The organism is Glycomyces harbinensis, from assembly GCF_900101745.1.
Classification (GTDB): Bacteria; Actinomycetota; Actinomycetes; order Mycobacteriales; family Micromonosporaceae; genus Glycomyces; species Glycomyces harbinensis.
Map to the genome: position 1 here is coordinate 144,126 of NZ_FNAD01000017.1, position 14,032 is coordinate 158,157.

The 14,032-nt window shown below is 69.8% G+C and carries 15 protein-coding genes; 10 read left to right on the top strand and 5 right to left on the bottom strand.

The window, feature by feature from the left end; all coding sequences use genetic code 11:
• Positions 1 to 6: 6 nt before the first annotated feature.
• The 3 genes from BLQ63_RS22785 (at position 7) to BLQ63_RS22795 (ending at position 3,493) form a co-directional block, all read left to right on the top strand.
• On the top strand, positions 7 to 1,821 hold the full coding sequence (locus BLQ63_RS22785) for a glycoside hydrolase family 3 protein (RefSeq protein ID WP_177155067.1): 1,815 nt from the start codon (positions 7 to 9) through the stop codon (positions 1,819 to 1,821).
• 209 nt (positions 1,822 to 2,030) lie between these two features.
• Entirely contained in the window at positions 2,031 to 2,744 is a 714-nt protein-coding gene (locus BLQ63_RS22790; protein ID WP_290428000.1) for a GH25 family lysozyme, read from the top strand.
• A gap of 68 nt (positions 2,745 to 2,812) precedes the next feature.
• Entirely contained in the window at positions 2,813 to 3,493 is a 681-nt protein-coding gene (locus BLQ63_RS22795) for a peptidoglycan recognition protein family protein (RefSeq protein ID WP_091039830.1), read from the top strand.
• Positions 3,494 to 3,518: 25 nt separating this feature from the next.
• On the opposite strand, the gene BLQ63_RS22800 is transcribed toward BLQ63_RS22795, so the two are convergent.
• Positions 3,519 to 4,400, bottom strand: coding sequence for a MurR/RpiR family transcriptional regulator (locus tag BLQ63_RS22800; RefSeq protein WP_091039850.1), 882 nt, complete (start codon positions 4,398 to 4,400; stop codon positions 3,519 to 3,521).
• Between the two features lie 102 nt (positions 4,401 to 4,502).
• Here BLQ63_RS22800 and murQ point away from each other — a divergent pair, with 102 nt between their 5' ends.
• Positions 4,503 to 5,438 carry an N-acetylmuramic acid 6-phosphate etherase gene (murQ, locus tag BLQ63_RS22805; RefSeq protein WP_245681062.1) on the top strand — a complete coding sequence of 312 codons (936 nt, stop codon included), beginning with the start codon at positions 4,503 to 4,505 and terminating at the stop codon, positions 5,436 to 5,438.
• A gap of 318 nt (positions 5,439 to 5,756) precedes the next feature.
• Here murQ and BLQ63_RS22810 read toward each other — a convergent pair whose 3' ends face one another.
• Positions 5,757 to 6,710 carry an N-acetylglucosamine kinase gene (locus tag BLQ63_RS22810; RefSeq protein WP_091039832.1) on the bottom strand — a complete coding sequence of 318 codons (954 nt, stop codon included), beginning with the start codon at positions 6,708 to 6,710 and terminating at the stop codon, positions 5,757 to 5,759.
• Positions 6,711 to 6,847: 137 nt separating this feature from the next.
• Here BLQ63_RS22810 and BLQ63_RS22815 point away from each other — a divergent pair, with 137 nt between their 5' ends.
• The 4 genes from BLQ63_RS22815 (at position 6,848) to BLQ63_RS22830 (ending at position 11,121) form a co-directional block, all read left to right on the top strand.
• Positions 6,848 to 7,780, top strand: a complete 933-nt coding sequence (locus BLQ63_RS22815) for a MurR/RpiR family transcriptional regulator (protein ID WP_091039833.1) — start codon at positions 6,848 to 6,850, stop codon at positions 7,778 to 7,780.
• A 62-nt stretch (positions 7,781 to 7,842) separates the two neighbouring features.
• The gene (gene ngcE, locus BLQ63_RS22820) at positions 7,843 to 9,249 is read left to right on the top strand and encodes an N-acetylglucosamine/diacetylchitobiose ABC transporter substrate-binding protein (protein ID WP_091039834.1); all 1,407 of its coding nucleotides are present in this window, start codon (positions 7,843 to 7,845) and stop codon (positions 9,247 to 9,249) included.
• A gap of 44 nt (positions 9,250 to 9,293) precedes the next feature.
• Positions 9,294 to 10,217 (top strand): carbohydrate ABC transporter permease, encoded by a 924-nt coding sequence (locus BLQ63_RS22825; protein ID WP_091039835.1) that lies wholly within the window; start codon positions 9,294 to 9,296, stop codon positions 10,215 to 10,217.
• A 7-nt stretch (positions 10,218 to 10,224) separates the two neighbouring features.
• Complete coding sequence (locus BLQ63_RS22830) at positions 10,225 to 11,121, top strand: carbohydrate ABC transporter permease (RefSeq protein ID WP_091039836.1); 897 nt, start codon at positions 10,225 to 10,227, stop codon at positions 11,119 to 11,121.
• Between the two features lie 102 nt (positions 11,122 to 11,223).
• On the opposite strand, the gene BLQ63_RS22835 is transcribed toward BLQ63_RS22830, so the two are convergent.
• On the bottom strand, positions 11,224 to 11,502 hold the full coding sequence (locus tag BLQ63_RS22835) for a hypothetical protein (protein ID WP_091039837.1): 279 nt from the start codon (positions 11,500 to 11,502) through the stop codon (positions 11,224 to 11,226).
• Positions 11,495 to 11,851 carry a hypothetical protein gene (locus BLQ63_RS22840; RefSeq protein WP_091039838.1) on the bottom strand — a complete coding sequence of 119 codons (357 nt, stop codon included), beginning with the start codon at positions 11,849 to 11,851 and terminating at the stop codon, positions 11,495 to 11,497. Before BLQ63_RS22840 ends, BLQ63_RS22835 begins: the two co-directional genes overlap by 8 nt.
• 226 nt (positions 11,852 to 12,077) lie before the next feature.
• Here BLQ63_RS22840 and BLQ63_RS22845 point away from each other — a divergent pair, with 226 nt between their 5' ends.
• On the top strand, positions 12,078 to 12,947 hold the full coding sequence (locus BLQ63_RS22845) for a helix-turn-helix domain-containing protein (protein WP_177155068.1): 870 nt from the start codon (positions 12,078 to 12,080) through the stop codon (positions 12,945 to 12,947).
• Complete coding sequence (locus BLQ63_RS22850) at positions 12,944 to 13,192, top strand: DUF397 domain-containing protein (protein ID WP_091039840.1); 249 nt, start codon at positions 12,944 to 12,946, stop codon at positions 13,190 to 13,192. Before BLQ63_RS22845 ends, BLQ63_RS22850 begins: the two co-directional genes overlap by 4 nt.
• A gap of 100 nt (positions 13,193 to 13,292) precedes the next feature.
• Here BLQ63_RS22850 and BLQ63_RS22855 read toward each other — a convergent pair.
• A partial coding sequence (locus BLQ63_RS22855; protein ID WP_143015052.1) for an MFS transporter occupies positions 13,293 to 14,032 on the bottom strand: 740 nt, incomplete at its 5' end.

Consider the following 14,032-nt stretch of genomic DNA (forward strand, 5'->3'; position numbering starts at 1 on the left):
GGGCGGGTGCGTTCCCCGAAGCTGTCACGCAAGACCGTGCTCGCCTCCAGCGTCGCCGGGGCCTTCGCCGTGGTCGGCGGGGGCGCGGTGATCGCCGAGGCGGCCTCCAGGCGCGGCGAGGAGCCCGCCGAGGGACCGTCCGAGGGGGAGGCCCCGGTGGGCGAACGGCAGCGCTGGATCGACGGGACCCTGGCCGCGATGTCGCTGGAGGAGAAGGTCGGCCAGCTGTTCATGGTCTACGTGCACGGCGAGACCGCCGACACCGACCAGGCCGACGCCGTGGCCTCCAACCGCGAGCGGCTCGGGTCCGACAACGGGGCCGCGTTCGTCGCCGCCCGCCGTCCCGGCGGGATCATCTACTTCGACTGGGCCAACGGCCTCCGGGACCCGGCACAGGTCGCGCGGCTCTCGAACGGCCTCCAGGAGGCGTCCGGCGCCGTCCCGCTCCTGATCGCGACGGACCAGGAGTACGGCTCGGTGGTGCGGATCGGCGAGCCCGCCACGCAGTTCCCCGGCGCGATGCCGCTGGGCGCGACACGGGACCCCGACACCGCGCGGCGGGCCGCGGAAATCGCGGGCGCCGAATTGCGGGCGATGGGGCTCAATCAGAACTTCGCCCCCGATGTCGATGTCAATGTGGATCCGGCGAACCCCGTCATCGGGGTGCGTTCCTTCGGCTCGGACCCCGATCTCGTGGCCGAGTTCGCCGCCGCCCAGGTCGGCGGCTACCAGTCCGGGGGAGTGGCGGTGTCCGCCAAGCACTTCCCGGGACACGGCGACACCGGGACCGACAGCCACGTGGGCCTGCCGGTCATCACCCACACCGTGGAGGAGTGGGAGCGGATCGACGCGCCGCCGTTCCGGGCGGCGATCGAGGCCGGCGCGGACATGGTCATGTCCGCCCACCTGCAGTTCCCCGCCCTGGACGACTCGCTCGCGCCCGCGACGCTGTCGGCGCCGATCCTGACCGGGCTCCTGCGCGACCGCCTCGGCTTCGAGGGCGTCGTCGTCACCGACTCCCTGGAGATGCAGGGGGTCCGCACCGAGTTCGGCGACGACCGGGTGCCGGTGCTCGCACTCCTGGCCGGGGTCGACCTGCTGCTCATGCCGCCGGACTTCCCGGCCGCGTACGAGGCCGTGCTCGCCGCCGTCGCGGCGGGGGAGTTGACCGAAGAGCGCATCGACCAATCGGTGGTGCGACTGCTCCGGCTCAAATACGATCGCGGCATTGTGGACGGACCGGCGGTCGACGCGGACGCCGCCGCGGACGCGGTCGGGACCTCCGATCACCTCGCCGTCGCCGACGGGATCGCCGAGCGGTCGGTCACCCTGCTCGCCAACGACGGCGCGCTGCCGTTCACGGCCGGGACGGCGCTCGTCGCCGGCTGGGGCGAGAACACGACCACCCGGCTGGCCGGCGCCCTCGCCTCCGAAGGGCTCCAAGCGAGCCCGATGGTCACCGGCGACGAGCCGGACGCCGAGGCGATCAAGACCGCCGTCGAGGCCGCCGCCGACGCCGACCTCGTCGTGGCCGTCACCTACAACGTCGAGGCCGGCTCGCCCCAGGCGGACCTGGTCGCCGCGCTCGTGGGAACCGGCGTCCCGGTGGTCGCCGCCGCGGTCGGCACGCCCTACGACGCCGCGCACCTGGGCGCGGTGGGCGCGAGCCTGGCGACGTACTCCTACTCCAAGGCCTCGCTTTCGGCCCTGGCCAAGGTGATCACGGGTGCGGTCGACCCGAGCGGCGCGCTGCCGGTCGACGTCCCGGACGAGGGCGGCGCGGTCGCGTACGCACTGGGCCACGGGCTCCACTACGCGTAGCCGTTCACTCGCCCGATGTAGAAAATTATTTTCACACGCTTGACTCTCTGTGGAGTTTGTCTCCATACTGGGGTCAGGGTGCAAATCCACGCACTCACCCCCATTCCCCTGATCTCCTGACAAGCAGGGAGTCTCGCGTGAATCTCTTCCCCATCCACCGAAAACGACCCCGTGTAGACGGACGGCGCGGTTTCCGCGCCGCCGTCGTCCTGATCGCGGCGACCGTCCTCACTGCGGCCGGGCTCGCGGTCGCGAGCCCGGCGCAGGCGCAGACGCGCGTCGCCGGCATCGACGTCTCGCACTACCAGGGCTCGATCAACTGGACCTCGGTGCGCAACGCCGGCGTCCAGTGGGCCTACATCAAGGCCACCGAGGGAACCTCCTATAAGGACCCCCGGTTCAACGTCAACTACCCGGCCGCCCACGCGGCCGGGGTGATCCGCGGGGCGTACCACTTCGCCCGGCCGAACGCCTCCAGCGGCGCGGTGCAGGCGAACTTCTTCGCCAGCAACGGCGGCGCCTGGTCGGCCGACAACCTCACCCTGCCCGGCGCGCTCGACATCGAGGGCCCGCCCACGGGGGCGACCTGCTACGGCCTGTCGACCACCGGGATGCGCAACTGGATCACGGACTTCTACAACACGTACAAGTCCAGGACCGGCCGCGACCCGGTCATCTACACGACCGCGTCGTGGTGGAACCAGTGCACCGGCTCGTGGACGGGTATGGCCTCCAAGAGTCCCCTGTGGGTGGCGCACTGGGGCGTCTCGGCCCCGAACCTGCCGGCGGGCTGGTCCAGCACCACCTGGACGTGCTGGCAGTACACCTCGACCGGATCGGTCTCGGGCATCGCCGGGAACGTCGACCGCAACTACTTCAACGGCGCGCGCGACCGATTGCTGGCGCTCGCGAACAACACCTAGCACGGCCGGCGGTGCGGGGGCCGGGCCCGACCGGCCCGGCCCCCGCACCGCCGCGTCTGGAGGCAGGCATGGACCACCACGACCACCGCATCCGCCGCCGGATCCTGCTGGGGACCGGCGCGACTGGACTCCTCGGGGCCGCCGGCGCCGCCGCGTTCGGCGCGACCGCGAACGCCGACCCGGTCGAGACCAGTGCGGTCGAACCCGACGTCGACTCGACCGCCGCGTGGGGCGCGCGGCCGCCGAACGGCACCAACCCCGTCATCACGGGCAGCCCGAACAAGCTCATCGTGCACCACACGGTCTCGGCGAACACCGCGGACTTCTCGCGCGCGCAGGCGCACTTCCACGCGCAGTGGGTGCAGGACCTGCACATGGACGGCAACGGCTGGCGCGACTCGGGCTACAACTTCGTGGTCAGCCGCGGCGGCTGGATCACCGAGGGCACCACCGGAAGCAAGGCGGCGCTGCTCGACGGCGGGCGCTTCATCCAGGGCATCCACACCTCGGGGCAGAACTCGCAGGCGCTCGGGATCTCGAACGAGGGGTCCTACCACGACGGCGCCGAGCCGACCGGCCCGCAGTGGGAGTCCCTGGTGACCCTGTGCGCCTTCGCATGCGAGCAGTACGGGATCGACTCGGCGGAGATCTACGGGCACATGGACTTCAGCTCGACGCTGTGCCCGGGGATCTTCCACGACATGCTCCCGCGACTGCGCGAGGAGGTCGGCGCGGCACGCGACTGGTGAGCCGCACGGGCGGGTCGCGCGGCGGCTAGGCCCGCTGGCGGCCCGAGACCGCCGCGGCCGTCGCCGCGAGGGCCTTCGCCGAGCGCTTGCGCTGCTTGGCCGCGACGCCGACGAACAGGCAGTCGACGACCATGAGCTGCGCGATGCGGCTGACGGTGGCGCCCGAGCGGAACGTCGTCTCGCGGGCCGCGGTGGTCAGCACGAGGTCCGCGGCCTGCGCCAGCGGCGACCGGGCGTGGTTCGTGATCGCGATGGTCACCGCCTCCCGGTCGCGGGCCGATTCGAGGAACTCGACGGTCTCGGTGGTCGCGCCCGAATGCGAGATCGCGACCGCGACGTCCTTGGGGCCCGCCAGCGCGGTGGCCACGAGCGCGGCGTGCACGTCGGGCCAGGAGAAGGCCATGCAGCCGATGCGGTGGAGCTTCTTCACGAGGTCGGCGGCGACGATCCCGGAGGCCTCGACGCCGAACACGTCGATGCGGCCGGCCGCGGCGAGGGCGTTGACGGCGGCTTCGCAGGCGGCGGTGTCGAGCGCGTTCGCGGTGTCCTTGATGGCGCCGACGTCGGCGTAGCTGACGGTGGCGATGATGCGAGACATGTCGGCGCCGGTGGGGATGTCGCCGCCGGCGATCTCGCGGTCGGGTCCCTCGCCGGTGCCGATGACGGCCTGGGCGGCGCGCATGCGCAGCTCGCGGTGGCCGGTGAGTCCGAGCGAGCGGCAGAAGCGCACGACGGTGGCCTCGGAGGTGCCGGCGGCGCGGGCGAGTTCGGTGATGGTGCGGGTCGAGGCGTCCTCGGGCTCGCGGATGATCTCTTGTGCGACCTTCGTCTCGGCCTTGGAGAGCGAAGGCAGGACGGACTTGATGAGCACCAGGAGATTGGGCGTGTCGGCGCGGCTGGCAGGCATGACGACACCGTACACCCGGCGCGGCCCCGCCACGGTGCGGCGCGATTCTTCACCTGGGATCAGCTGGGTGAAATTTTACTTCATTGCGCTACGCTCGCAACTGTGAGTGAGTCGACCGAGCGCCTGCAGGCGCGCGCCCATCTGGCAATGCTGGCAACCGAACAGGCCGATCCCCGCTATGCGGGCATCGAGCGCCTCTCGACCCTGGACCTGGCCCGGACCATGAACGAGGCCGACGGGAGCGTGTCCGCCGCGGTGGCGGCGGTCCTCCCCGACGTCGCGGCCGCGATCGACGCGGTGGCCGACCGCCTCGTCAAGGGCGGGCGGCTGCGGTACGTGGGGGCCGGGACGGCCGGGCGGATGGCGGTGATGGACGCGGCCGAGTGCCCGCCGACGTTCTCGACCGACCCCGAGCTGGTGAAGGCGGTCCTGGCGGGCGGCAAGGCCGCCGAGGGCGGCGCGGTGGAGGGCACCGAGGACGACGCGGCCGCGGGTGCGGCGGCGATGGCGGCCGAGGGGATCGGCCCGGGTGACGCGGTGGTCGGGCTGGCGGCGAGCGGGCGGACGCCGTTCGTGGTGGCCGCGGTCGAGGAGGCGCGGCGGCGCGGGGCGCTGACGGTGGGCTTCTCGTGCAACACCGGGACGGTGCTGTCGGAGGCGGCCGAGTTCCGGATCGAGGTCGCGGTGGGGCCCGAGGTGGTGGCCGGCTCGACGCGGTTGAAGTCGGGGACGGCGCAGAAGTTCGTGCTCAACATGATCTCGACGATCAGCATGGTGCGGCTCGGGAAGGTCTACCGGAACTACATGGTGGACATGCGGGTCGCGAACTCGAAGCTGGCGGTGCGCGCGGTGCGGATGATCCGGGAGATCACCGGGGCCGGGCCGGAGGCGGCCGAGGCCGCGCTCGCGGCCTCGGGCAACCGGGTGAAGACGGCGGTGGTGATGCTCGAGCTGGGCGTCGGCGCGGAGGAGGCCGAGGAGCGGCTGGGCCGCGCCGAGGGAAGGCTCGCGGGGGCGCTGACGGAGGCCGCGGCCTAGGGCCGGCGGCGGCCTGCGGGCACGCTGAAGCGGATCGGGGCTGCGAGCCGCCCCCGAATCAACAGTGCCCCCGGGGTACGACATTGGCGGGCGGCCGCGGCGCCGGGCTCGGGGAGTACCGGATTGCGGGCGGGCACGGCGCCGGGCTCGCGGCGCGCCGGAACGCCCCTGGTTCGGCGTGCGCCGGAATGCGGGCACGCTGACGCGCATTCGGGCCGTGAACCGCCCCCGAATCAAGGGTGCCTCGGGGGTGTGACAGCCGGGGTGATTCGGGGGCGAATGGGGTGGTTGAGCGCTATGCCGCTCGTGCGTCCGTGCTCAGCGCCAGGCGAGTTGGCGGTGGAGCCTCGCCTTCGCCTCGGGGTCGGTCACGAATTCGCTCGCGGCCATCCAGGCCGCGCCGATCGCCGGGTCGGTCGCCTTGCTGATGCCCGCCTTCGGGTACACCAGCCGGAACCGCTCCTGGAGCAGCGCCGCGATGGGCGTGGGCCGCGTCAGCAGGCTGCCCGCCATCACGATCGGCAGCTCCCGGTCGACCACGTACGACACGGACTCCGCGAGGTGCCCCACGGCCCTGGCCACGATCGATTCGGCCACCGGGTCGCCGCCGTCGGCGGCCTCGCACACGAGGGCCGCGAAGCGCGCCAAGCGCACCGGCGGATCCGCCATGCACTTCGCCACCAGCGCTCCCGAGCGCCGCTTGTCCGGCGCGATCGCGGCGATGATGGCCTCCACGAGCCGGCCGCCGGGGCCGTTGCCGTCGATGTGGCGCAGCGCGGCCCGCACCGCTTCGCGCCCGAGCCAGAATCCCGAGCCCGAGTCGCCGAACAGCCAGCCGTACCCGTCCGAGCGCAGGGCCGGGGTCCGGTCCCTGATCGCGAAGGCGACGGCGCCGGTGCCCGAGACGACCACGGTGCCGTCCGTGGCGGACGAGCCCGCCGCGAACGCGATGACCGCGTCCGAGACCACCTCGACCTCGCATGCGGTCGCGAAGCGCCGTTTGAGGTCCGCCGACAGGTGGCGCACCTCCTCGGTGAGCGACAGCGCGCCGGCGGTGCCGACGCAGACCGCGCCGACCTCGGTCGGGTCGATGCCCCCGAGCGCCCGCTGGAACGCCAGGGCCATGTTGGACAGCGCGATCTCCCGGTCGCCGCCGACCGGGTTGGCCGGGCCGGAGGCGCCGGTGCCGAGCACCGCGCCGGTCTCGTCGATGAGGACGGCGCGGCTGCTGGTGCCGCCGGCGTCGAGACCGACGGCGAGTCGTGCGTGCATGTAGGGGTTCCTCGCTCCTTGCGCTACCGGCAGTATCCGTCCTGGGTGCAAATCAGTAAAAATAATTCTCACAAACTTGACACGAGTGTGGCAGAGGTAATAGTTTTTCTTGCATCCACCTCCCGAAGGGGTCGCCCATGGACCGCACCAGGACCGACGCGCCCGCAGCGAACGCCGAGGCCGGAGTCCTCGAACGGATCCGCCACGGCGCGAACGAACTGTCCGATGCCATGTCCAAAGTGGCCGACCAAGTGCTGGCCGACCCCGAAGCCGCCGCGCGGGCCACGATCATGGACCTCGCCGAGCTCTCCGGTACCTCCCCGGGAACCATCACCCGATTCTGCCGCCACCTCGGATACGACGGTTACGCGGCCCTGCGCGTAGCGATCGCCACCGAGACCGGAAGGGCCTCTGCCAGGCACGAGACCGGATGGGACGTCAACATCGGGCAGGAGATCGCCCCCGACGACCCGCTGGAGCAAGTTCTCAAGCAGCTCATCACCATCGACGCCGCGATGCTCCGCGACACCGTCGGCACCCTCGACCTCGACGCCGTCGAACGCGTCGCCGCCCGCGTCGCGGTGGCCCGCCGCGTCGACGTCTACGGCGTCGGCAACAGCGCCACCGTCGCCCGCGAACTGCAGATGGGCTTCTACCGCACCGGCGTCGCCGCCTGGGTCTGGACCGAGGTCCACGACGCCCTCGCCAGCGCCGCGCTCCTCGGCGAGGGCGATGTGGCCCTGGCGGTCTCGCATTCGGGTACCACCGCCGAGACCATAGAGATGCTCAGCGAGGCCAGCAGCCGCGGCGCGTTCACCGTGGCGCTCACCGCCAGCCCCGAGGCGATACTGGCCGAGGTCGCCGACGTCTGCCTGCGCTCGGCCTCCCGCCGCACGAGCCACCGCGCGGACCTCCTGGCGTCCCGGCACTCCGCGCTGCTCGTTGCCGACCTGGTCCACATCGCCGTGGCGCAGCGGCGCTTCCCCGAAGCCCGGGAAGCCCTGGAGTCCCGGGCCAGAGCCGTGGGCGGCCATCGGCCGACCCGAGAAGTGCGGACCGGAGCGGGCTGACCCCCATACCGTCGACAGCTCGGTCCCGCCCAACCTTTGTTACCCCCTTTGAAGGAGCGACCATGACCATCACACCCGCCGACCGGCAGGCCATCTTCACCCGCCGCAACCTCTTCGGCGCCACCGCCGCGGGCCTCGCGGCGACCTCCCTGGGCGCGTGCGCGACCAGCGGCGGCGACGACGAGGCCGACGAGGTCACCGTAGGCGACGACGCGGAGAACCCGTTCGGCGTCGACGGCTCCGCGCCCCTGGACGTCGTCATCTTCGACGGCGGCTTCGGCCAGGAGTACGCCGTCGCCCACCAGGCGATGTACAACGAGGCCTTCCCGGACGCCGAGATCACGTCCCTCGCGACCCAGCAGATCGGCGAGACCCAGCAGCCGCGCTTCGCCGAAGGCAAGCCCGCCGACGTGCTCGACAACTCCGGCGCGAGCCAGCTCCCGATGGACTCTCTGGTGAGCGACGGGGAGCTGGCGGAGCTCACCCCGCTGCTCGACGCGCCCTCCTACGACGATCCCGAGGTCACCGTCGGCGACACCCTCCGCGAGGGGGTCCTCAAGGCCGGCACTTTCAACGGCAAGGTCTACGCGCTGAACTACGTGTTCAACGCCTGGACGATCTGGTACGACGCCAAGCTGTTCCGCGACCAGGGCTGGACCCCGCCGACGACCTGGGACGAGATGATCGCCCTGTGCCCGACCATCCAGGCGGCCGGGATCGCGCCGTGGACCTACGCGGGCCAGCACCCGGTGTACCTCTACGACATGTACCTCATGCTCGCCGGCCGCCACGGCGGCGTGCAGGTCCTCAAGGACATCGACAACCTCGTGGCCGACGCCTGGAGCAACCCGTCCCTCGTGGCCGCCGCCGAGGCGCTGCGCAACCTCGGCGACTCCGGCTACCTGCTCTCAGGCAGCGCCGGCATCGACCACATCCAGTCGCAGACGGCCTTCAACAACAACGAGGCCGCGTTCCTGCCCTGTGGCTCCTGGCTGCCCAACGAGCAGAAGGCCATCGCCCCCGAGGGCTTCGAGTACGCCCCGATGGGCGTGCCCTACCTCGAGGGCAGCGTTCAGCCGGGCCTGATCAGCGCGGGCGGCGACGAGCCGTTCGTGGTGCCCAAGAACGCGACCAACCTCGCGGGCGCATACGAGTACCTGCGGATCATGCTCTCCCAGGAGGGCTCGCAGATCTTCAGCGACGCCGTCTCGGCCGCCACCATCGTCAAGGGCGTCGAGCTGGAGAACGAGACCGCGAGGATGACCGACGCGCTCGTGCAGAACCCGGAGGACATGTTCCAGCCGCAGTTCCGCTACTGGTACAAGAAGATGGACGACGAGATGCGGCCGGCGCTGGGCCAGCTCATCAACGCCGAGACCACCGCTCAGGAATTCCTCGACCGGATGCAGAGCGTCGCGGACGAGGTCGCCGCCGACGACACCATCGAGAAGTTCACGCACGAGGACTAGCCGTACCGTTCCGCGATCCGCGACAAGAGAGGAGGGCCTGGGCGGTGAAGCACGGCAGGTACCCGTTCATCCTGAGTTTCCTGGCACTGCCGGTGGGGCTCTACGCCTGGCTGGTGATCCTGCCATTCGCCCAGGCCTTCCAGATCTCCCTCACCGACTGGTCGGGTTCGACCAACACGTTCAACTACATCGGGTTCGACAACTACGCGAACCTGTTCAAGGACGACCGGCTCGTCATCCCGGCCTTGCAGCACACCGGGATCATCCTCGTGGTGCTCCCGGTCGTGACGATCGCGCTGGGCCTGTTCTTCGCGTTCATGCTCAACCTCGGCGGCCGCAGCCGCCAGGGCCGCATCGAGGGCGTGCGCGGCTCCCGCTTCCACAAGATCGTCTTCTTCTTCCCGCAGGTGCTGTCGGTGGCGATCATCGGCATCCTGTGGAAGCAGGTGTACGCGCCCGAGAACTTCGGCGGTCTCATCACCGGGGCGCTCACCGCGGTCGGGCTTCCCGCGCCCGCCAACGGGTTCCTGGCGGACAAGCGCTTCGTGCTCGCGGCGGTGATCGGCGTCCTGGTATGGAGCGCCGTTGGGTTCTACCTGGTGTTCTTCTCCTCGGCGATGGCGTCGATCCCGCGCGACCTCTACGAGGCGGGGATCATCGACGGCGCCGGGCGGTTCCAGATGTTCTTCAAGATCACGCTGCCGCTGCTGTGGGACTCGGTCCAGACCGCGTGGATCTACCTGTCCATCGTGGCCCTGGACGTGTTCGTCCTGGTGTACATGATGACGCCCGAACGCGGCGGCCCCGACGCGGCGAGCGAAGTGGTCGGCGGCGTCATCTGGAAATACGCGTTCAACGACGGCGAGCAGGCCTTCGCCTCCGCGATCGGCGTGGTCCTGTTCTTCGCCGCACTGACCCTGGCGGTCGTCTCGCTGCGGTTCGGTCCCCGCGAGCGCATCGAGTACTAGGAGCGACATGGCAACCGAGACCACCACCCCCGAGCGCGCGCCCGCCCGCGGCGGCGGGGACCCCGCACCGAGGCGCGAAGGCGCCGTCTTCAACGTCTTCTCGCACGGCTTCCTGTGGCTGTGGGCGCTCATGGTCATCATCCCGGTGGCCTGGATCGTCGTGACCTCGTTCAAGACCTCCCGCGAGATCGCCTCCGACCCGCTGGGGCTGCCTGCGGCCCTGAACTGGGACAACTACGCGAACGCCTGGACCAACGGGAACATCGGCGACTACTTCCTCAACACCATCCAGGTCATGGTCTTCAGCGTCAGCGGCACGATGCTCCTGGGCGCCATGGCCGCGTACGTGCTGGCCCGCTACGAGTTCTTCGGGAACCGCATCGTCTACTTCGGCTTCGCAGCCGGGATGATGTTCCCGGTGTTCCTGGCGCTGTTCCCGCTGTTCAAAACGCTCCAGAACGTGTCGCTGCTGAACACGTACGCGGGGCTCATCCTCGTCTACATCGCCTATTCGCTGCCGTTCACCGTGTTCTTCCTGACCGCGTTCTTCAAAACGCTGCCAACGGGGGTCGCGGAGGCGGCGATCGTGGACGGTGCGGGGCACTACCGGCTGTTCTTCCAGGTGATGCTCCCGATGGCCAAGCCCGGCCTCATCGCGATCACCATCTTCAACATCATCGGCCAGTGGAACCAGTTCCTGCTGCCGCTGGTCCTGCTCGGCCGCAACCCCGAGGACGCGGTCATCTCCCAGGGCCTGGCCAACCTCGCACTGCGCCAGGGCTACGAAGGCGACGCGGGCGCCCTGTTCGCCGGCACCGTGCTCGCGATGATCCCGATCTTCGTCGCCTACGTGATCTTCCAGCGCCAGATCCAGGCCGGCCTGACCGCCGGCGCCATCAAGTAGCGCGCCGAGTTCGGTTCGCCGTACGAGAAGGCCGCCTCCTCTATCGAGGAGACGGCCTTCGCTCTCGTTGCGGCCCTGGGGGACCGCAGGGCAGATGAGGATTCAGCCGCGCTCGGGCGCGTCGATGAGCCGGTTCGCCCGTTCGAGGATCCAGGGGCACCATTCGTCGCCCTGCCATCTGCCGAACCATTCCGGGTCCGTGTCGGCCTCGCCGAGGAACCGGCAGATCTCGCGCGGACCCGCACCGTCGTTGCATGCGATGCGGTACTGGGTCGGTGCGAGCGGATACGCGCCGTCGAGTACGCGATGGACCGAGAACACGGCCGGGCCGCGGTGGAAGTCGCCGAGCCAGCCGTCGTCGTCCGAGTGCAGTTCAGCCATCGCACTGCCTCGCCGACCCGGGCCGGGGACGGTTGTCGAGGGCGTGGCCGTTGTAGAAGACCTTGAAGGCCGAGTCCTCGAACCACATCTTCCAGTCTGGCGCGTAGGCCCGCCATTCCCGTCCCCAGGTGGCGTGCAGGTGCCCGGTGTTCAGGCCCGAGACGATCAGGACCAGGTCGGCCGGGTTGCCGGCGATCGAGACCTGAAACGAGTCCGGCGCGCTCGCGCTGGAGGCCCGGACGGTGAAGCTGCTGTGGTGGTCCGCGAAGGTCCCCCGAACGAGTGGGTCGCCTCCGCGGCTTTCGCGGTTGGGATTGTCGGGCGTGTGCGCGACAATGGGTCTGGACACGGATTTACCTCCGTTGTTTCAAGGCCGGGGCGGATCTGGCTACCAACCTTCTGACCGCCCCGGCCGGTTTCTCTGGGCCGCGAGTCCGACACTCACTCACTTCATCCGTGACTATCGCCACGCCCAATGGTAGATTGACATAACCATGGTTCTAGCGCAAGCTTCGAAACACATTTCGTCTAAAAAAGTTGGCGCTGAAACTCGAACGAGTGATGGAGGTAGCGCGATGGCAGGACGCGGACGGCCCAAAGGCCCCGGAAGTAGCCTCCGATCCCGATGGCTTGGCGAGCGCCTCCGCGGTCTTCGGGAAGCCGCAGCCATCTCGACTGTGGAAGTGGCCGAGTTCCTTCAGCGGGACCGCTCAGTGGTGGGGCGCTACGAGACCGGCGACTACCCGATCCGACGGGCGGATGTGTACGCGCTGCTCACCTACTACGGGGTCGAGGACAAGAAGACCCGCGAGACTCTGCTCGAACTGTGCGAGGACGTGTGGCGCAAGGGCTGGTGGGACCCATACAAGAAAGAGGTCACCAAGGACTTTATCGACCTGCCCTGGCTGGAATCGCGGACAGATGGACTCTGCACCTACCAGAACATGGTGATCCATGGCTTGTTGCAGACCCGCGCCTACGCGGAGACCGTGATCCGTAAAGCCGAGGAAGGCGCGGGGGAGGAACAGATCCAGAGATGGGTAGACCTCCGACTTGGGAGACAGGCGATCCTCGCCGGCGACGGAGCCCTCCGGTACACGATGGTGATCGAGGAGCCTGTGCTGCACAGGCCGATCGGCGGGGCTGCGGTGATGGACGAGCAGCTGAAGTATCTGCTGGACCTTGGCGAGCGGAAGAACATCGAGGTCCGAGTCCTGCCGACAGCGCACGGACCGCACAGCGGACATCTGGGCAGTTTCGAGCTCTTCGTGATGCCCGAGCAGTTCACGGATGTCGCGTACGTCGAAACGCTCGGAGGGGCACTCTTTGTCGAATCACCGGATGTGGATCGGTTCGAATTTGCGTGGCAGGATGTGAGTAAGGCTGCGCTCGACCCGAAGCGGTCGGCTGCGCTCATTAAGACCATCCTGAAGGAGACCAAGTGAAGATCACCGGCACCGTGCAGGAGCTCTCACCCCAAGAGCTGGCCGGGGTTCACTGGAAGATCAGCTCGCGCAGCAGCAGTAACGGTGGCAGCTGTGTTGAGGCCGGGGCGCTGGCAGACGGCTCGGGCCGGGTCGCGGTGCGCCACTCCCATCACCCCCAAGGCTCGGTCATCGTCTACACCCGCGCCGAGTGGGATGCCTTCCTCGCCGGGGCCAAAGACGGCGAGTTCGACTTCACCGCCTGATCGGCCGACAATCCGGCCTCCTGGCGGTGAGCCCCTACGTCAAGGCGCGCAGCGAAACGGGCCGCGTGGTGGCGGGCCTGGGCTCCGGCCCTCCCCGGAGCTAGTTCACCTGCGACATCGCCGCGTGTGCTTCGTTGTCTTCCCATTCGTGGAGGCTGCGGATGGAGACGAGGCAGAGGATAGCGGCGGCGGCGAAGACCGCGCCGGCGATCGCGAACGGTGTCCGGTAGCCGAGTGCGGAGGCGAGCAGGCCGCCCGCACCGGCGCCGAGGGCGAGGCCGATCAGGCCGACGAAACCGCCCAGGGAGCCGACCCGTCCCATCATCGCGTCGGGGGTGGCCCGCTGGCGCACGGTGGTGGCCATGATGTTCCAGACGACCGCGTGCGCGATGTAGACGGCGAGTGCGATCGCCACGACGACGATGTCGGTCGTCAGCGAGATGACGGCGAACGAGACGGCGCCGGTGGCGAGTGCGGCGACGATGGACCAGCCGTAGCCGATCCGCTTGCGCAGCCTGGTCGCGATGAAGCTGCCCAGCAGTCCTCCCAGGGCGGAGAAGGCGAGGAGCAGGCCGTAGCCGGTCCCGTCGAGTCCCAGCTCCTTTTGTGCGTAGAGGACGAGGTAGGAGAACGGGATCATGTAGGCGACGCTGGCGATGCCGCTGAGGGCGATGAGCAGTCGCACGACCCGGTGGCGCATCGCCCACGCGGCGCCTTCGCGGATGTCGGCGCGGATGCTGCCGGAGGGCTTGTCCGTCTTGGCCGGGGCGGTGGTGTAGTCGCCGCGCAGCCGCCAGAAGGCGAAGCCCGCCAAGAGGAAGGCGACGGCGTTGAGCGCGG